We start from the raw sequence: 19,168 nt of genomic DNA on the forward strand, positions 1-19,168 counted from the left end.
CGAAGGTGGTCCGACAGTGCGAGGACGCAACGCCGAAGAACTCACGGAATCGACGATTGAAATGCGGATAGCGTTTGAATCCAGTACCAGGGCAACCGCAGTCAGCGATCTGTTGTTTTGCAGTAGCGGCTGACGGGCTCGGATCAGTCTCAGGTCGAGATAATAGCGCGTCGAGGGCGCACAGATGAAACGGACGAAGCGCACCTAATCGATGTGGGGATGAATTCAGCAAATTGGATCTCCCGCGGCTGACTCACCGACCAGTAGTAGAGAAGAGTAAAGCGCACGTGCCTGCTGAATATTTAAAACCTCGTGTAGCTCCTTTCTTGTGTAGTTCCGTTGTGCGGTGTCGCCGAAGCGAATAAGGGTACATCCGTGCTCAGGTGACCCCTGATCGGGTCATTTTTGCTGTTTGGCTAACAAGCCGCTAAGCACTTGGTTGACCTTGGGGTCGGGTTCGTGGGCTTCGCTCCACTGTCGAAGGAAGCCCACGGCTTCCGATGTGCGTCCCAGCTTGTCCAGAGCCAAGGCATAGGTATAGGCATAGCGGGGATCAGCGGAGGCGAGTTCAGTCGCAACGCGCAGCGCGTTTGCAGCGGCCTCATAGTCCTGCTGGCGAACATGGAACAAGCCCATGGCGTAGTGCCCCGCGGGCGAATCGGGCGCTGCGGTGACGGCTCGTTCAAGCAGCGGGGCGGCTGCGGCGTCACGCGCGGTTCTTCTGTAGAAGTCCGCCAGACTCAACAAGGCATTTTCGTGCCGCGGTGCGACAGCCACTGCCTGATTCAAGGCCGTTTCGGCCGCTTCATATTCTTGTCGATCGATGTAGAACTGGCCCAGTGAAATCAGGCTTTCCGGGGTGTCTCCGTTGTAAGTGGCGACCTGGATGAAATCATCATAGAGGGCGTCCAGTTGTTTCTTGTGCCGGGCGTCAATCTGATTGAGTTCGAGGCCTGCCAGGAGGCGCGCTATTTCGACTCTGAGCGACATCGTTTGCTCGCCCAAGTGGGGCGCGAGCACTTGGTATCTCAGCTGCAACGGCAAGGTGTTCATTGAGCGCAGCGCGCCCAGCCGAACCAGCGGTTCAGGATCACTCAACAGCTTCGACAGCGCTTCCACGCTTTGCTGGTTATGAAAGGGCGCGTGGCGAAGGATGGCGCTTCCCCTGGCGATAGCGGGAAGAGACGCATCTTGAGCAATGCTGAGAAGTTGCGGGCCCGCATCAGCATGGCCGCTATCGGCGGCGTGAAAAGCCTCGGCGAACGGATGTTTCGCCAGCTTTTTACCCGTCGCGTTCAGCCAACTTTCTATGTTGCTTTGAGCCCAAGCAGCATCTTGATCAGAGTGACATTGAGTGCAGGCATCGGGCGCACCTACGGCAGCAGATTGCTCGGGCCGGGGGATGCGAAGGCTGTGGTCCCGGCGCGTATCGACGCCCATGAAGGTCGTGCTGGGCATGTGGCAATTGACGCAAAAACTGCCGGTGCTTTCAGTCGGGTGGTTGTGATGTTTGGGGGCATCAAAAACGGCGGCGCTATGGCACTGAGTGCACAGGGCGTTGCCTTCAGCTTTCAGGTGGAGGCTGTGAGGGTTATGGCAGTTGCTACAGGTAACGCCTTCGTGGTGCATTTTGCTCTGGAGAAATGAGCCCCATTCGAAGACTTCGTCTCGGACCTGCCCATCGGCATGATAAAGAGGGGGCTCGAGCAAGCTGAGCAGGTGGGTGTCGTAGTAGCTGATTCGTGGGTCCGGCTGGCCAAGTTCCAGCCGGCGCGAGTGGCAGCTCGCACATTGCTGCATCTGAACATCTGCGCGCGGCCCACTGCGTTTGAGCGTTGGCGAAGTTGCATCGCCCTGAGAGATGTCCTGCACCGTTTTCCAAATACCCTCGTCCACCAGCGAGACCCCGAAACCCGCATGCGATTGCCGGCTGCCTTCCTGCTGAGATACCCAGGCCAGATGAGATGTAGCCGGGCCATGACAGGCTTCGCAACCCACGCTGATTTCCGACCACTGCGTGTCGTAGCGATTCTCTGAAGATGCGTATCCCTTTTTGAGATCGGTCGAGTGGCAGCTGGCGCAGCGGCTGTTCCAGTTGAAGTAGATGCCAGTCCAGTGGAGCGGATCCTTGCTGGTCACCGCAGGTTCACCGTGGCTCATGCTTGGCGAGTCGGGGAACAGGTGATACCAGCGCTGACCGCCTTCCTCTTTTGGGCGCGTGTCCCAGATGATGCCGAGCACCTGCTTGCGCCCGTTAGGGAAGTCGATGAGGTATTGCTGAAGCGGATAGATGCCAAATGTATGGGTGACTTCGAACTCTTCGAGCTCGCCAGCGGCGTTGTCGGTCAGGACGAAAAAGCCATCGCCCTTTCGGTAGAAGCGTGAGGTGACACCGTTATAGGTGAAGCGGCTGTCGTTGAAGTCGCCTTTGACCGTCTCGTCGGTCGCTTCGGCTATTGCGGCGAAATGATGACTTTGCCGCCAATGCTCGTACTCCTCGGTATGGCAGGTCTTACAAGACTCGCTGCCTACATACTCGCTAGCCAGGCTGTTCAGCGACAGGAGCAGCAAAGCGAACAGCACAGCGTGATAGATGGTGTACCCAAGGCGATTCTTGAATTTATAGGTCATGTCTACGGCTGGCTAACCTTTCTACGCATCGCTTTATGCGAGTGTCTTATTCGATATCTGGCCGCGCTCAGGCACTGCCAGCCAATAGCAAGCGCTTCAACTTATGTGCAGTGCTCGGTATGAATCCTGAACGGGACGTGGGCATCGAGCGAACCACTCGTGCCAACTTCGTATATCTCCGACCCGTTCCGCGGCGTCAGGATTATCCAGCGCTACGGCACCGTCAACCGAGACGCTAGGGCGAATAACCGGCTAATGAACCCCGTCGCGGTTATATACGAAGCCGATACCTGAATTCATTTAACTTACAAATCAATAAGATGAAATTTTAGCTGACTTTTAAGTCAGCTTTATTCGTTGGCGTATGAGTGTCGGTATCCATCAGATGGATTCGATTTATACATGAAATCCATTTGTCTTATTTGGCGCCTGCAATGAGACTCAGCCTACCGACGGAGCAATAAGAATGTCGCCACTACGCAGTGGTGAGCGACTGACAAGAACGACCACCGGAGAGAGCAAGATGTGTCATGTCAATGACGCGCTGGCGTGCCCATCTGAAGGTATTGCCAAGCAGAAGTCGAGAGTGCTGATCCACCTGCCCGCTGGCCATGCCTTAGCTGCAGCGTCTCAGATCTCATCCCTCGATAGCGTTGGCGTAAGCCAGTTTGCCTGCCCTGGCGACCCGGACCACGGGGCGCAGCAATGACCAGCGCCTATCAACTCTATTTCTCACCGGGCGCGTGCTCGAGAGTCTCCATTGCAGCGCTCGAGTGGGTTGGCGCCGACTATGCGCTGTGCCCGGTTCTGCTTGCTGACAACCAGCAGCGGCAACCGGCGTACAAGGCGCTGAATCCCAAGGAGCAAGTGCCGTTGCTGGTAACTCCCGAGGGGACGCTTACCGAGACGGTCGCGATCGCGCTGTATCTCCATCAGGTTTATCCCCAGGCCGTTTTGTTGCCTGCCGCCAGCCCCTACGACACGGCCATCGCAACGTCATGGCTGGTCTGGTGCAGTTCAATGTTGCACCCCCTCATATTCCGGGCTCGGAGGGCTGGCCGGGTCCATCCTGAGGCCGCGGCGCATGAGGGAATTCAGCAGGTTGCGATAGAGGGCCTCACCACTCAGTTCCAGCTCGCTGAGCGCGCATTGAGTGATGGCCGGCAGTGGTTGTGTGGTTCGAGCTGTTCCCTGGCTGATCTGTATCTGCTGTGGTGTTTTCAGCGGGCGGCGCAGAGCGGTTGCGAGATTGGCAATTGGCAGGCCCTGGGCGCGTGGCAGGCGCGTGCGGAATCGCAACCCGCCTGGGCTCGCATGCTCCAGCGCGAAGCCCAGGCCATGTCGGTGATTGAAAAGGGAGCCTCGGCATGAACCTCGGTCTTTCAAAGCGGCTGATCAGCGGTATCGGTGTTCTCGCGGCGATCACGGTCCTGGCGCAAGCGACTCTAGCGGCTCCTGTCGGGCCGGCGCTCGATCGTGCTGCGCTGATGGTCAGGGCGCCTCAAAACGTTGCACTGGTGGATATGGAGCTTGCCGGATCGCGGATCGTCGCGGTTGGTGAGCGTGGCGTCATCATCATTTCCGATGACCAAGGCGCTTCCTGGCGCCAGGTGCCTGTTCCGGTCAGCACGGAACTGACGGCCTTGAGCTTCGTCGATGAGCGTCGCGGCTGGGCCGTCGGCCACTCGGGCGTGGTATTGGCAACCCAGGATGGGGGCGAGACCTGGACCAAACAGCTGGACGGACACCAAACGGCACAGCTGATGCTCGAAGCCGCGAAGCGGAGCGGTAACGAACGAGCATTGAAAGAAGCCGAGTGGATGGTGGCCGATGGTCCGGACAAGCCCTTTCTGGACGTGCTTTTCCAGGATGCTCGGCACGGCATGCTCATCGGAGCCTACGGCCTTGCCTTTGCCACCGAAGATGGCGGCGAGACCTGGTTTCCGATAACCGATCGCTTCGATAACCCGGGAGCGCTCCATCTCTATGCACTGGCCACACGCGGAGACGAAATCGTGGTCGCTGCTGAGCAAGGTCTGGTGCTTCGCTCCGTTGACGCCGGTAAGTCTTTCCAAGCCTTGAGCGTGCCCTACGAGGGCAGTTTCTTTACCGCTGCACTGCCGCCTACCGGCGAAATCATCGTCGCTGGGCTGCGAGGCAACGCCTTGCAAAGCCGCGATGGTGGCGCTAGCTGGACGGCGCTAAAGGCGCCTCGAAATGTGTCCGCCAATTTCAACAGCTCAGCGGTGGACGACGCGGGATCGGTCTGGTTGGCCAATGCCGCAGGGATGGTTTTCAAACTCAACGGCAATCGCCTTGAAATGATCAAGAGCCGGCTTCGCCCGCTGAACGATCTGTTGTTTCTCGAAAATGGCGCTGCGTTGGGCCTGTCGCTTTCGGGTGTCGTACCGCTGCCTGTCATGGCCCAAGGAGCTAAACAATGAACGTCTCAGGGCCAAGCACAACGCCTGTCGACTCCAAGCATTTCGACCCCAACTCGGGCTCGCTGATCGAACGGCTGCTGTTCAACAATCGGTTACTGGTCGTCCTGTTCTGCGCGCTGACAACGGCGCTTCTTGGGTGGCAAGCCACCAAGCTGGAGTTGAATGCCAGCTTTGAGAAAACGATCCCGACGCAGCATGCCTATATCCAGCATTACCTTCAGTACAAGAACGAGCTCACCGGTCTGGGCAATGCCGTGCGGGTCGCAGTCGCCAACCCCGACGGGACCATTTACGACAAGGACTACCTCGAGACGCTGCGCAGGTTGAATGACGAGCTGTTCCTGCTACCGGGCGTGGATCGGGCGTTCATGCGCTCGATCTGGACGAGCGGCACCCGCTGGTTCGGTGTGACTGAAGATGGCCTCGAAGGCGGGCCGGTCATGCCGCAGAACTACGACGGCAGCGCCGGAAGTCTCGGTCAGATTGAATCCAATGTTCAGCGCTCCGGGCAGATCGGGCAGCTCGTCGCACGCGATGCTACCTCGTCAGTCATTTACGTACCGTTGCTGGAAAAGACCGCCGAGGGCCAGCCGCTCGACTATGCCGAGTTTTCCCAGGCGCTGGAGGCCATGCGCACCAAATACGAAGCCGAAGGTGTGCGTATTCACGTGACCGGCTTCGGCAAGATCATGGGCGACCTGATCGAGGGCGTACGAGCCGTGATCGCCTTCTTCGCCCTGGCCGTCGTGATCGCCGCCGCGATGGTGTTCTGGTTCACTCGCTGCCTGCGTTCGACCCTGTTGGTGGTGACCGCCTCGCTGATCGCGGTGGTCTGGCAGCTTGGGTTGCTGCCGACGCTTGGCTATCAGCTTGACCCCTACTCGATCCTGGTGCCGTTTCTGGTGTTCGCCATCGGCATGAGCCATGGCGCCCAAAAGATGAACGGCATCATGCAGGACGTGGGTCGCGGCCTGGACCGGCTGGTTGCGGCACGCTTCACCTTTCGCCGACTGTTTCTCGCCGGGCTGACGGCCCTGGTGGCGGACGCCGTTGGCTTCGCCGTGCTGCTGACCATCGACATCCAGGTCATTCGCGAGCTGGCCATCGCCGCATCGATTGGCGTTGCCGTGCTGATTTTCACCAACCTGATTCTTCTGCCGATCCTGCTTTCCTACACAGGCGTCAGCGCCACCGCCGCAACCCGCAGCCTGCGCGCCGAGACGGACGTCATGGCCGGTGGCAAGAAGCCGAAGCTTTGGGCCGCGCTGGATTGTTTTACCCGTCGGCGCTGGGCCAGTGCCGCAGTGCTGGTCGGGATCGCCATGGGCATCGGCGGCATCGTGGTCAGCGGTCATTTGAAAATCGGTGACCTGGATCCGGGCGCCCCTGAGCTGCGTCCGGACAGCCGCTACAACCGCGACATGGCGTTCATGAATGCCGCCTATGGCGCCTCGAGCGATGTGTTGGCGGTCATGGTCAAGGTGCCCGCGGGTCAGTGCGCCCAATATGAAACCTTGAACAAGATCGATGCGCTGGAATGGCAGCTGCGCCAGCTCGATGGGGTGGAAAGCACCAATAGCCTGGCGTTGCTCAACCGCCGCCTGTTGTCTGGTTTGAACGAGGCGAACGTTAAGTGGGGCGCCTTCGTCCCCAATCAACAGGTCCTCAACACCGTGACGGGCCGCGCGCCTCGCGGGCTCTATAACGAGAGCTGCGATCTGCTGACGCTGTACGTCTACCTGCGTGATCACAAGGCCGACACCCTCACGCACGTGGTCAATTACGTCGAGGCGTTCGCCCAGGAAAACAACACGCCCGATGTGCAGTTCATGCTGGCAGCCGGCTCGGCCGGAATCGAGGCGGCGACCAATATTGTGGTCAAGGATGCCTGGCGGCAGATGCTGTTCCTCGTCTACGGCGCGGTCGTGGTGCTGTGCTTCATTACCTTCCGCTCATGGCGGGCAGTGGTCGTCGCCGTCCTGCCGCTGGTGCTGACCTCGATACTGGCCGAGGCACTGATGGTCGGGCTGGGCATGGGGGTGAAGGTCGCCACGCTTCCGGTCATCGCGCTGGGCGTCGGCATCGGCATCGACTACGCGCTTTACATCCTCTCGGTCACGCTGGCGCAGATCCGTGCGGGCAAAAGCCTTTCGGAGGCCTACTACAGCGCGCTGCTGTTCACCGGCAAAGTGGTGATGCTGACCGGCTTCACCCTGGCCATCGGCGTCATTACCTGGGTGTTCAGCCCGATCAAGTTCCAGGCGGACATGGGGCTGCTGCTCGCGTTCATGTTCGTCTGGAACATGTTGGGTGCCCTGATTCTGGTTCCGGCTCTGGCCCACTTTCTTCTTGACCCAGCGCGCCGTAAGGCTTCGACCTTGACCCACACTCCACAGACATGCCCTAACGCAGTTGCAACCTATACCACCCCCGGCATCCGGACATAACAAGAAAGGAAGACATCTGATGAATACTGTTTTCACCAATGCGCGGATTTTCGACGGCAGCGGCAGTCCGCTGTTTGCAGGCGAGCTTCGAGTTGAAGGGAATCGCATTGCGCAAGTCGCGACGGGGCCTGCGACAGTCTCGCGTAGCGATGCACGCGTCATCGACTGTCAGAACCGTGTGCTGATGCCGGGCATGACCGAGGCGCATGGCCATCTAACCTGGCCGACATCCGTCGAGAAGTTCGTGCCGGGCATGTACCTGCCTCCCGAAGAGCTGGCGCTCACCACCGCCAGAAATGCGCGAATCCTGCTCGACCATGGCTTCACCAGCCTTTATTCAGCGGGGGCGCTGAGCAAGACCCTCGAAATCAAGCTCAACGAGCAAATTCAGAGCGGTGGCATGCCAGGGCCGCGCCTGATCCCGTCCTCGGTGGAGCGTGAGCCGCCAAACGAGAGCGAGCTGGATCCGGGCAAGGTCGAAGAACACCAGCTCGGCGCGGACGGCATGCGCGCCTTCGTGAAGGACTGCGCGGCGATCGGCGCCAAGGCCGTGAAATTTCTCATCTCGGGTGAGAGCGCGCTCAAACCCGGCGCTTCCCACGAGCTGCTCTATACCGAGGAAGAACTGATGGCGGCCGGCGAGCAGGCGCGCGAATCAGATGTCTGGCTAACCGGCCATGCCCATGCGGCCGAAGCGGTGAAACTGGGCGTACGCGCAGGCTTTCGGGTGCTCTATCACTGCACCTACGCTGACGAGGAAGCGCTCGACCTGCTCGAGTCGAAAAAAGACGAGATCTTCATCGCGCCGACCATCGGCATCGTTCAGGCCGCGTTGGACGCGGTCCCGCCGCCGCACTTCGACATGACTCACATGAAGGAAGACGCGGCCATCGTGCTCGAACATCAAAAGGCGCTCGTGCCAGAACTGCGCAAGCGCGGCTTGCGGTTGCTGATCGGCGGCGACTATGGCTTCCCGTTCAATCCCAACGGCCGTAACGCGTGGGATCTCGAACTCTGGGTTCGCCATTTCGGTTATACCCCGGCGGAAGTGCTGCACGCCGCGACCGCGCTGGGCAGCCAACTGATGGGCATGGGCAACGAACTTGGCCAATTGCGCCAGGGATTTCTCGCCGACCTGCTGCTCGTCGATGGCGACCCGACGGATGACGTGCGAATCATGCAGGACAAGAACCGGCTCGTCGCCATCATGAAAGATGGGCAGTTCCACAAGACACCGGAGCAGCAGGCATGGGCATGACAGCCGAGCTGGCCGCGCAGTTGCGAGAAGCCGGCAATGACTTGCCGGCGGTAGCGGCGCTCTATGAGCCGTTGCTTGCAGCACAGGACCGCAGTGGCGTGCGCTGCCATGTGGATCTGATCTATGGCGATCACGCCAGGCATCGGCTTGATGTGTATCAGCCGGAGCAGACGCCGCCAAAACAGGGATGGCCGGTGGTGGTGTTCATGCACGGTGGCGGATTCGTACGGGGCAACAAGGAACACCGGGCGAATATCGGTTGGCATCTGGCTCAGCAGGGCTTCGTGACGATCCTGCCGAACTATCGGCTGGCGCCTGAGAGCCAGTGGCCTTCCGGCCCCCAAGACGTGGTGGGTGTCTGGCACTGGGTGCAGGAGCACGGAGCCGCCTATGGCGGCAATCCGAATAGCGTCGTTCTGATGGGCGAGTCGGCCGGCGCGGCCCATGTGGCCGCCGCGACATTGCGTACCGAGTTCCAACCGGAAGATTGGCGCATCCGGGGAGCGGTACTGCTATCCGGTCCCTATAACGTTCGTCTGGAAGGAAAGTCGCGAGTTCAGTTCAATATCGCCACGCCGGATCCGCGTAACGAGCCCTACTTTGGTACGGACAAGGCTCAATGGGACATCGCCAGTACCGTTGACCAGGTCAGTGCCGAGCCTTTCCCGGTGCTGATCAGTTATACCGAGCAGGACCTAATTCAAATGCAGGTGCAGGCCGGCGAGTTGTTTGCCCGGCTTGTTAGCAAACATGGTTATTCGCCTGAACTTCTGGTGGTCCCGGCACATAACCATTTTTCTCAGGGCTACAGCTTTGGCACTGATGACCAGTCGATAAGTGAGCCGGTAGTGCGGTTCATTCTTCGTGTATGTGAAGTGGATTAATAAATATAAAAAAGGAAATGGAAGGACCTGATAGCAAACGATCATCCAGGGGTCGGTAACCGATTCCGATAATCTAAAATTACAAGAAAGGTAATGGGATGAATACTTCAGCATTCAAGCCTGCGGGCCTCACTCGCTCGCGTTCTCTGAAAGTTGCAATTGCGCTGGCTCTGTTTGGGGCCACTCAGGCGCACGCTTTCGAAATCGATACCGGTGTGCCTGATCTGTCGGTCCGCTGGGATAACACACTTAAATACAGCCTCGGTTGGCGACTTGAAGGGCGTCAATCGGAACTCTCAACCGAATCGCCTGCTTCGCCCAATCAGAACGACGGCAACAATAACTTCGATAAGGGTTCGCTGATTCAGAACAGACTCGATGTTTATTCCGAGCTCGATGCGAAGTACAAAAACTTCGGCTTGAGGCTTAGTGGTGCCGCTTGGTACGACAACGTCTATCAAAGCGATAACGACAATGACACGACGACGGCCAACCGGCCGGCCGGCGAGCCTCGTAATGAGTTCTCCTCTGAAACCGCTCGTTTGATGGGCAGGGATGCCGAATTGCTCGATTCGTTCGTATACGGACAGTTCAGCGTCAACGAGCTCCCCGTCACCGTTCGGGCCGGTAGCCATACGCTGCTGTTCGGCGAGAGCATGTTCTTTGCCAATAACGCCATCGCGGGTGGGCAGGGGCCGGCAGATGTGATCAAGGCTCGCTCGGTGCCGGGCTCGACCACCAAAGAAATCCTGATGCCGACGGGCAAGGTTTCGGTGCAGGCATCACTTGCAGATGGCCTGTCAGTGGGCGCGTACCTCGGCTATGAGTGGGAGAAGAGTCGCTTGTTACCCGTCGGCTCCTACCTGGCCGCAGGTGACTCGGTAGGGCCAGGCGCAGAGCAGGTTTACGCCGGCCCGCTGGGAGCCTTCACCGTCATCGATGAGCAGGAAGCGAAGGACTCGGGGCAGGGCGGTGTCAGTCTTAGCTATTACTCTGAGTCGCTTGATACCGACTTCGGGTTCCACGCAATTCGCTATCACGCCTCTGGGCCCAGCGGGATCTATACGCGTTGGACCGGCCTGCCGGGGCAGTCAGCGCCACTGTCATTCCAAGAGGTATACCACGAAGGTATCGAGGCCTACGGGGTCAGCGCGAACAAGACCTTTGGCAACGTTAACTTCGGCGCTGAGTTCTCGGTTCGCGACAACGCGCCGTTACAAAGCACCGGGCTGACCATCTTCACCACGCCTGCCGGCGTGACGGTCAACGGGAACTACGACAACGATGATAATCCGGGCTACGCCGTGGGCCGGACAGCGCATGCCAACCTCAGCTGGATCGCTTCGCTAAGGCCGAATTGGCTGGCGGATGAAACCTCGTTCGTCGGCGAGATCGCATGGAACCGGCGGCTGAGTTTTACCTCGGGAGAAGAGTTCGCCAACCCGCTTGCAGATCGCGATTCGGCCGCGGTTCGCATGATCCTGACCCCACGCTATCGCCAGGTGCTCGACGGCCTCGATCTCTCCATCCCATTGAACGTGAGCTACACGCACGGCAACTCATCCGCGGTTGGGCCGACCTTCGGTGCTGATAATGGCGGTGATATGAGCGTGGGCGTGGAAGGCGTTTACCTCAACAATTGGTATTTGACGGCGCAGTACGTGCATTTCTATGGCGACCCCGGCGTGCCACAAAACACCGCGCAGCAACAGCAATACAAGCAATCGTTGGCAGATCGGGACTTCCTGACGCTGTCCATTCGCACGACGTTCTGATTGGAGATCGCTGATATGAAACTTCGTCTTACAGCCATTACTTTCGCCTTGCTGACCTCCATGATCCATCCGGCGATGGCCGCTGTTTCGCAAGAGGAAGCTGCAAAACTTGGCAACCAACTGACGCCGCTGGGTGCTGAGAAAGCGGGTAACGCAGCGGGTACCATTCCAGAATGGACAGGCGGCTTCCAAGGCAGCATCGAAGGCGATACGCCGGAAGGTCGCCGTGGCGATCCCTTTAAGGGCGAGAAGCCGCTCTACACCGTAACCGCTCAGAATATGGACCAATACGCCGATGTGCTGACTGATGGCGTGAAGGCGATGCTGCAAAAGTATCCGGATACGTACCGGCTGAACGTCTACCCCACCCACCGAACCGCTTCGGCACCAGATTGGGTTTACAAAAATACGGCACAGAATGCCGTTCGTGGCGAGCTTGACGGCTCTATCCCCAAGAACGTTTATGGTGGGATTCCGTTCCCCATCCCGAAAGACGGTCAGGAGGCGATCTGGAACCATAAGTTGGCGTGGCGCGGCTCTTCGTGGGAAGTGGCGCTGAATCAGTATCAGATCACTGGCGACGGTAAGCTGATCAAGACGACTAATGCCAAGCTGCGGCAGCGTATGCCGTACTACTTCGAAGAAGGCTCCGCCGAAGACTTCGAAGGTTACTTCTGGGACCTGAACATCGAAACCTTGGGCCCGCCCATTCGTGCCGGGGAGTTGGTAGTCGCGCGTCAGAACGTCGATGAAGACGTGACTAAAACCTATACATACCTCTCCGGTCAGCGCCGTGTTCGCCGCGTCCCTAACGCCTGCTGCGATCAGCCGACACCTACCACTGCAGGGCTGATGTTCTACGACGAGCTCAGCGTGTTCTCGGGCAAGACCAGCGACTTTAACTGGAAGCTCGTTGGCAAGAAGGAGTTGCTCGTTCCCTATAACGAGAACAAGTTTCTGCAGGCCAAGGAATCGGACATCGTGACCGGCCAGCACCTGAATCCTGAGCATGTTCGCTGGGAGCTACACCGCGTCTGGGTCGTCGAGGCGAACCTGGCCGAAGGCGAGCGGCATCAGGCGCCGCGGTCCGTTTATTACCTGGATGAGGATACCTGGCAGGCCGCTCTTGGAGATCGCTGGGATTCGGACGGCAAGCTCTGGAAGACCCTTTGGATGTTCAACTACGTCATGCCGGGGATTGGCGGCGCAGTGCAACAGACTTTTGGTTACAACGACTTGCTATCGAATACCGCATACATTGCAAACGTAATGAACGATCAGTCCTATCACCAGAAGGAGACTGAGCGTTGGCCAACCGTTATTTTCACTTCTGACGGTCTGGCTGCTCAGGGCGTTCGCTGAGTCGCGCCGCAGCGCGTGAGGCAAGCTGGACAGGTTATCTGCGGTCGTGCTGTCAGCTCGCTTGATGAGAAGAAGCTTTCGGCTCTGCTTGAAGCGCCAGTAATGGCGCTTCAAGCAAGCTCGAAGCGAAAAATAAGGATAAGGAAGCATGGGTCCGTTCAATAAACGCAAAGCAACAACCATGGTGTGCCGTATTGCCTTGAGCCTATGCGCGATGGGTGCGGCCAGTCTCGGTATCGCCGCACCGGCCGCATCAGAAAGCGCTAAAGGAGACGCTGATCGGCCGAACGTACTGCTGATCGTCGCGGATGATCTGGGCTATTCGGACCTGGGCGCCTTTGGTGGCGAAATCCCTACGCCAAATCTCGACCAGCTCGCCAATCAGGGGATGCTGCTGACCAACCACTACGTCACCCCGACCTGTTCGCCAACGCGTGCCGCATTGATGGCGGGTACCGATAACCATCTGGCGGGTTTGGGAACGATGGGCGAGTACTTGCCCCAAGCGCCGAAATTGCAAGGCAAGCCGGGATACGAGGGCTATCTCAACGATCGCGTCTATTGGTTACCCGAAGTCATGCGCGACGCCGGCTATCACACTTACATGGCTGGTAAGTGGCATCTGGGCACGAAGCCCGAACAGTGGCCGGTCGCGCGCGGTTTCGAACACTCCTTCGCTCTAATCAATGGCGGCGGCTCGCACTTCGCCCCGGTGCCTGGCAAGCCGATCTTCGCCGACCGCGCGCAATATGTTGAAGATGACCAGCGGACAGAGCTGCCGACGGATTTCTATTCGAGCAAGTCCTATACGGACAAGCTGATTCAGTACGTCAAGCAAAACCATGGGGACGGAAAGCCGTTCTTTGCTTGGGCTGCGTACACAGCGCCGCATTGGCCCCTGCATGCACCGGATGAAGACATCCAGAAGTTCAAAGGACAGTACGCTGCCGGTTATGAAGCGATTCGAGCGGCTCGTCTTGAACGTCTGAAGTCATTGGGCCTGATGGACGAGGACGCACAGCCGAACCTGGGCCTGCCTAAGTCCAAGGATTATCCATCGTGGGACATGCTGACCCCCGAAGAACAAGCCAACGAAGCGCGCAGAATGGAAGTGTATGCGGCGATGGTTCACAACATGGACAGGCACGTGGGGCGCTTGATACAGACGCTCAAGGACCTGGGCGAGTACGACAATACCTTGGTCATCTTCATGTCCGACAACGGTGCCGAGGCCACGGATAGTTTCTTCCCGCCAAACGAGAACACTGACAATAGCGTCGAGAACATCGGCCGCCGCCTTTCCAACGTCGGGTACGGTGCGCGCTGGGCTGAGGTCAGCGCGACGCCGTTCAGATTGTTCAAGGGATACACGGCTGAAGGGGGTATCAGCTCGCCAGCTTTCGTTCGCCTGCCGGGCCAGAACGGTTCCACTGAACGAATCAACGTACCCACGCACGTGACGGATATCGCGCCGACGATTCTTGATTTCGCGGGTATTCGTCTTCCTGAAGGGAACAAGTACAACGGCCGTGCCGTTTCTCCCATGAGCGGGGTCACGCTGGCTCCGGTACTCAAGGGAGACGCTAGCACCGAGCAGCTGGCCAATCGCGTACTCGTGGGCGAACTGTTCGGCGGCCGCTATGTGCGCGACGGAAAGTGGAAGCTGGTGTCGGTCATGGTTCCGTTCGCCAAGAACGAGTGGGAGCTTTACGACTTGGAGCAGGACCGCAGCGAAAGCCACAACGTCGCCGCAGAGCATCCTGAAATCGTCATGCAAATGGTGCGCTTGTGGGATCAGTACGTGGTGCAGAACGGCGTGGTGTTCGCACCGAATGAGCGTATGCCGGACGTGCGTCGTGGGGCTAAGTCCGAGATCAAGCTGCCTGGCGCGAAAGCGCACTGATCGGCGCCCTGGGGTAGCTCTGGTCGGCCGTCTAATGAGGCCGGCCAGCGCTCAACGTCGAGTTTGGCACGAGCAGTCAGAGGATCCGCTTCATGGAAACCGTTCTGAGTTCCGCGCACAAAAAATACGTGCGTAAGGAAGTGCTGTTGGGCTGTGTGATCAACGCCCTGCTGGCCTTCGCATTTACCTATCTGCTGTTTAGAAACGACCCCAGGGTAGGTCTGTGGGGGCCTGATGGCATCGCTGTCGATCTGGTCATCACCGTGTTCATGCTCACGTTGTTCGCTGGCACGGCGGTGATACTGATCACGCGCAAGCGAGTTCAGGCCGGACGCGTTTCTCGCTTGGGTGATGGCGCATCGCGCGTCATGGGTTACCGGGTTCCGGATAACGCCTTCCTGCGGGCTTTGATGGCCGCTGTACTGATGGCTGCGATTATCGGCCCGCTTGCAATCGGTGCATTCGTAATGCTGGGAATAGTGTCGATGCCGTTCTGGCCGTTCGTGGCATTCAAGATGGGCTACGGCGCGCTGGTTGGCGCGCTGTCCGCGCCCGTCCTGTTACGCACCGCCCTGGCCGACGGTCCGGTGCGCGAGACGGCACGCGTCTAATAGCACGCTCGTTTTGGGATGACTTGAGCACTTCGAGCGGCTTCGGCCGCTCTCTTTTTTGCTTTATTCCGCACTGAACAAACTGTGTACCGACTTGCGCAGCCAGGCATGCGCGGCATCCCTGTGATAACGGCGATGCCAAAGTTGCTGCAGCTCGATTATGGGCGCCTTGATGGGCGAGGGGAGCATCCGAATATTGCCGTTGCCGTAGCGAATACAAGCTTCTGCCAGGTCGTGCGGTACGGTCGCTATCAGATCACTGGTGGAGATAATCGGCAGCAAGCTCATAAAGTGCGAAACCTCAAGATGTACTGCTCGCTTCACACCTTCGGCTAATAAAAACTTTTCGAATAAATGTTCACGGCCTTCGGGATGAACCACAGCATGCTTGGCGCTCAGAAACTGTTCCAGCGTCAGGGTCTGTCCGATGTCCGGATGGTCGCGTCGCACGATGCAAACGTATTCATTGCAAAACAGCCGCTGCTGAAAGAATCCCGCTTTCTGAAGATCCGGAAAATAACCCAACGCAAGATCGACCGCCCCTGACTCAAGTGCGTCCGCCGCCGCGTGTTTGGGCATGGACACCGTCTTGACGCGTGCATTGGGCGCGTGGGCAGCGAAGTGGATAAGCAGCTTGGGCAGGAAGTTGATTTCGCCGATGTCTGGCGTGAGCACATGGAACTGACGATCCGTCGTTGATGGGTCAAACGCGGCGGAGGGAAGGATTTCACCCTTGATCGTTTCCATGACCAGGCGGACGGGCTGAATAAGCTCCGTCGCCCTCGGAGTCGGATGCATTTCGGCTCCGGCCTTCACAAACAGCGGATCGCCCAACAACGAGCGCAGTCGATTGAGTGCAGCGCTCGTGGCGGGCTGGCTCAGGCCAATGGACTCAGCGGCGCGGGTCACGCTGCGTTGTTCAATCATCGCGTGAAAGACTAATAAAAGATTGAGATCGACGTTTCGCAAGTTCATATAGCGAGCGATTCCGAATTCGTTGCGTGGATTTTTGTTATTCGTTGTATTGCGTTGTTGGATACAGGATGCCGCTAGATACTGCGGCCATGCAAAACAATAATCTTAAAAATTGCTGCGGCACCGACATCCACGCGCATGTAGTGCCAGCAACTTTGCCCTCTTATATCGGTGACCGACTGCCCTCTGCTTGGCCGTCCATGGCGCCGGCACACGAATGCCACCGGCACGTCATGATTGGCGAGAAGGTGTACCGCACCGTCACGGATAAGTGCTGGGACGTCGAGAAGCGGCTGGCCGACATGCCCGGCCTCGGGCTCGGTATGCAAGCGTTGTCGCCGATGCCGGAGCTGCTCTCCTACTGGATGGATGCCCGCGATGCGCAGCAGCTGCTGCGCTACCTGAACGAGCAGATCGCCGAAATGGTCGCAATCCAGCCCAGCCAACTGCTGGGGCTGGGCGCCGTGCCGCTGCAGGACGTGGAGCTGGCGATCACCGAGTTGCGCTTTCTCATGCAAACGCCCGGCTTCGCTGGCGTCGAGATCGGCAGCAACGTCAATGGCGTGCCCATCGGCGACATTCGATTCGATCCGTTCTTCGAGGCCTGTGTCGAGCTGGGCGCAGCGGTGTTCGTGCATGCCCTCAAGCCCACCGGGATGGATCGGCTGATCGGGCCCGCGCCGCTGCAACAGGTCTTGGCCTATCCAAGCGATGTTGGCCTGGCGGCCGCATCGTGCATCACGACCAACCTCATTGCGCGCCATCCACGCTTGCGCATCGCCTTCAGCCATGGTGGCGGCACGCTCGCGTCCCTGCTGCCGAGGCTCGAACAAGGCTGGCAGGTCTTCCCGGCGCTGCGCGAGGCGGTCACCGAGTCGCCCATGGCGCAAGCCCGCAAATTGCATTTCGACACCCTGGTTTTCGATACGCCGACCTTGCGCCACCTGGTCGAACTGTTCGGCGGATCACAGCTCATGGTCGGCACCGATTACCCATTCAACTTTCACGACCGCACCCCCGTGCAGCGAATCCTTGCTGCGGGCTTCGACGAGGCCACGGCAAGCGCGCTCGCTTATGGAAATGCCGAGCGTTTTCTCGGCCTGGAGGTTTATAGATGAGTTCGCCCTGGATTGAAGCGCTTCGCAGCGTCGCCCTGATCGTGCCGGATGTTGAATCGGCCGCACGTTTCTATACCGATGTCTGGAATCTGGACATCGCCGCTCGCACTGACGACTCGGTCTACCTGCGGGGCACCGGGCGTGACCATCACCTCCTGTCATTGCATCCCGGCCCGCGAGCCGCGCTTCGCGCCGTCACCTTGCGCGCACGCAGTACACAGGCGCTGGATGACATTGCCCAGGCCACGGTTGAGGCGGGCGGCGCGGTCCTGTCACCCGTTGGCGCGGTGAACGAACCCGGCGGCGGGGTCGGCCTGACCCTGCGTGACCCGGACGGTCGGGTGTTCCAGGTGGTGCATGGCGATGAGTGTCATGCCGACGCGCATGAAACCCGTGACAAGCCGGTACGTCTCGCCCACGTCGTCCTCAACGCGCATGAGCTGTCAGCCGCTCAGGCGTTTCTCGAGAACGCCTTGAAGTTCCGCCTGGCCGATCGCACCCGAATCATGGCCTTCATGAACTGTGACCGCGACCACCATTCGATCGCGCTGGGCGACTCGGACAACGACGCGCTCAACCACATCGCCTTCCTCATGCCAGACGTCGACTCGGTCATGCGTGGCGGTGGGCGTATGCGTGATGCCGGCTACTCGATCGACTGGGGACCGGGCCGTCATGGCCCCGGCAACAACGCATTCAACTACTTCGTCGGGCCTGACGGGTTCGTCATCGAATACACCGCCGAAGTCGAGCAGATCGACAGCACCTACAAGGTCGGCGGCCCCGAAGACTGGACCTGGCCACCGGGTCGCGTCGATCAGTGGGGCATTTCACAACCACCGAGCGCTCGGTTGAAAGAAGCACAGCGGGCCATCGAATTCATCAAGGAGAGCTTTTAATGAAACTGACAACCTATCTGAAGAACGGACAGCCGCGTCTCGGTCTGGTGGAAGGCGATAACGTCATCGATTTCAACGATGCCCAGCCTCAGGTTCCGTCTGATTTGCGCCAGGCGCTACGCGACGGCGTGGATTTGGCGGCCGCCGCAGGTGCCGCCCATGAGTCGCAGGCCGCTCGCATGCCCATGGCCTCCCTGCAGCTGGCGCCAACGCTGCCCGAACCGGGCAAGATCATCTGCCTGGGCCTCAACTATTACGATCACGCGAAGGAATCCGGTCGTGACAAGCCTGATTACCCCTGGTTCTTCTACCGCGGCGCCAGTTCTCTGCTGGCTCATGACGGCCAGGCGCTGCGCCCGCGCAACTCGGTGAAGTTCGACTACGAGGCCGAGCTGGCGGTGGTCATCGGCAAGCGCGGCAAGCATGTGGCCGAGCAGGATGCGCTCGATCTGGTATTCGGCTACAGCTGCTTCAACGATATATCAGTGCGTGATTACCAGAAGCGCACGCCGCAATGGACGATCGGCAAGAACTTCGATGCCACTGGCGGCTTCGGCCCGGTACTGGTCACCGCCGACGAGCTGCCGGCCGGGGCCTCGGGCCTGAAGATCCAGGGACGTTTGAATGGCGAAGTGATGCAGGACGCCAACACCTCCGACATGATCTGGAACGTGGCCGAAACCATTGCGTTGCTGACCGATTGCCTGACGCTCGAACCTGGCGACCTGATCGTCATGGGCACCCCGGCGGGCGTCGGGCAGAGCCGCACGCCGCCGGTCTGGATGAAAGACGGCGACCGCTTCGAGGTGGAAATCGAGGGGATTGGCACGCTGGTCAACACGATCATCGACGAGGCCTGAC

The 19,168-nt window shown here is 59.3% G+C and carries 14 protein-coding genes and 1 pseudogene; 12 read left to right on the top strand and 3 right to left on the bottom strand.

The window, feature by feature from the left end; all coding sequences use genetic code 11:
• Positions 1-399 precede the first annotated feature (399 nt).
• Positions 400-2,241, bottom strand: a complete 1,842-nt coding sequence (locus CH92_RS04155) for a tetratricopeptide repeat protein (RefSeq protein WP_235206190.1) — start codon at positions 2,239-2,241, stop codon at positions 400-402.
• 234 nt (positions 2,242-2,475) lie between these two features.
• Positions 2,476-2,631: pseudogene (locus CH92_RS22480) on the bottom strand (hypothetical protein); the annotation flags it as partial.
• Positions 2,632-3,336: 705 nt separating this feature from the next.
• Here CH92_RS22480 and CH92_RS21460 point away from each other — a divergent pair.
• The 9 genes from CH92_RS21460 to CH92_RS04200 all read left to right on the top strand — a co-directional run bounded on the left by CH92_RS21460 (position 3,337) and on the right by CH92_RS04200 (position 15,315).
• On the top strand, positions 3,337-4,002 hold the full coding sequence (locus tag CH92_RS21460; RefSeq protein WP_025240518.1) for a glutathione S-transferase family protein: 666 nt from the start codon (positions 3,337-3,339) through the stop codon (positions 4,000-4,002).
• Positions 3,999-5,075, top strand: coding sequence for a WD40/YVTN/BNR-like repeat-containing protein (locus CH92_RS04165; RefSeq protein ID WP_025240519.1), 1,077 nt, complete (start codon positions 3,999-4,001; stop codon positions 5,073-5,075). The genes CH92_RS21460 and CH92_RS04165 overlap by 4 nt, the downstream gene beginning before the upstream one ends.
• Positions 5,072-7,522, top strand: a complete 2,451-nt coding sequence (locus tag CH92_RS04170; protein WP_025240520.1) for an efflux RND transporter permease subunit — start codon at positions 5,072-5,074, stop codon at positions 7,520-7,522. The genes CH92_RS04165 and CH92_RS04170 overlap by 4 nt, the downstream gene beginning before the upstream one ends.
• A 19-nt stretch (positions 7,523-7,541) precedes the next feature.
• A complete protein-coding gene (locus CH92_RS04175; RefSeq protein WP_025240521.1) occupies positions 7,542-8,780 on the top strand; it encodes an amidohydrolase family protein in 1,239 nt (412 codons plus the stop codon).
• On the top strand, positions 8,771-9,664 hold the full coding sequence (locus tag CH92_RS04180) for an alpha/beta hydrolase (RefSeq protein WP_200869640.1): 894 nt from the start codon (positions 8,771-8,773) through the stop codon (positions 9,662-9,664). The genes CH92_RS04175 and CH92_RS04180 overlap by 10 nt, the downstream gene beginning before the upstream one ends.
• A 98-nt stretch (positions 9,665-9,762) precedes the next feature.
• Positions 9,763-11,439 (top strand): DUF1302 domain-containing protein, encoded by a 1,677-nt coding sequence (locus CH92_RS04185; protein WP_025240523.1) that lies wholly within the window; start codon positions 9,763-9,765, stop codon positions 11,437-11,439.
• 15 nt (positions 11,440-11,454) lie between these two features.
• Positions 11,455-12,801 (top strand): DUF1329 domain-containing protein, encoded by a 1,347-nt coding sequence (locus CH92_RS04190; RefSeq protein WP_025240524.1) that lies wholly within the window; start codon positions 11,455-11,457, stop codon positions 12,799-12,801.
• A gap of 148 nt (positions 12,802-12,949) precedes the next feature.
• Positions 12,950-14,704 carry an arylsulfatase gene (locus CH92_RS04195; RefSeq protein ID WP_235206192.1) on the top strand — a complete coding sequence of 585 codons (1,755 nt, stop codon included), beginning with the start codon at positions 12,950-12,952 and terminating at the stop codon, positions 14,702-14,704.
• Between the two features lie 92 nt (positions 14,705-14,796).
• A complete protein-coding gene (locus CH92_RS04200) occupies positions 14,797-15,315 on the top strand; it encodes a hypothetical protein (protein ID WP_025240526.1) in 519 nt (172 codons plus the stop codon).
• Between the two features lie 63 nt (positions 15,316-15,378).
• On the opposite strand, the gene CH92_RS04205 is transcribed toward CH92_RS04200, so the two are convergent.
• Positions 15,379-16,290 (bottom strand): LysR family transcriptional regulator, encoded by a 912-nt coding sequence (locus CH92_RS04205; protein ID WP_025240527.1) that lies wholly within the window; start codon positions 16,288-16,290, stop codon positions 15,379-15,381.
• Positions 16,291-16,379: 89 nt separating this feature from the next.
• Here CH92_RS04205 and CH92_RS04210 point away from each other — a divergent pair, with 89 nt between their 5' ends.
• Genes CH92_RS04210 through CH92_RS04220 form a run of 3 tightly spaced genes read left to right on the top strand, consistent with a single transcriptional unit; the run spans position 16,380 to position 19,167 of the window.
• On the top strand, positions 16,380-17,408 hold the full coding sequence (locus tag CH92_RS04210) for an amidohydrolase family protein (RefSeq protein ID WP_025240528.1): 1,029 nt from the start codon (positions 16,380-16,382) through the stop codon (positions 17,406-17,408).
• Positions 17,405-18,307 carry a VOC family protein gene (locus CH92_RS04215; RefSeq protein WP_025240529.1) on the top strand — a complete coding sequence of 301 codons (903 nt, stop codon included), beginning with the start codon at positions 17,405-17,407 and terminating at the stop codon, positions 18,305-18,307. The genes CH92_RS04210 and CH92_RS04215 overlap by 4 nt, the downstream gene beginning before the upstream one ends.
• Positions 18,307-19,167: a fumarylacetoacetate hydrolase family protein gene (locus CH92_RS04220; protein ID WP_025240530.1), complete on the top strand. Its 861-nt coding sequence runs from the start codon at positions 18,307-18,309 to the stop codon at positions 19,165-19,167. The genes CH92_RS04215 and CH92_RS04220 overlap by 1 nt, the downstream gene beginning before the upstream one ends.
• Position 19,168 lies beyond the last annotated feature (1 nt).

The organism is Stutzerimonas stutzeri, from assembly GCF_000590475.1.
GTDB classification, from domain to species: Bacteria; Pseudomonadota; Gammaproteobacteria; order Pseudomonadales; family Pseudomonadaceae; genus Stutzerimonas; species Stutzerimonas stutzeri_D.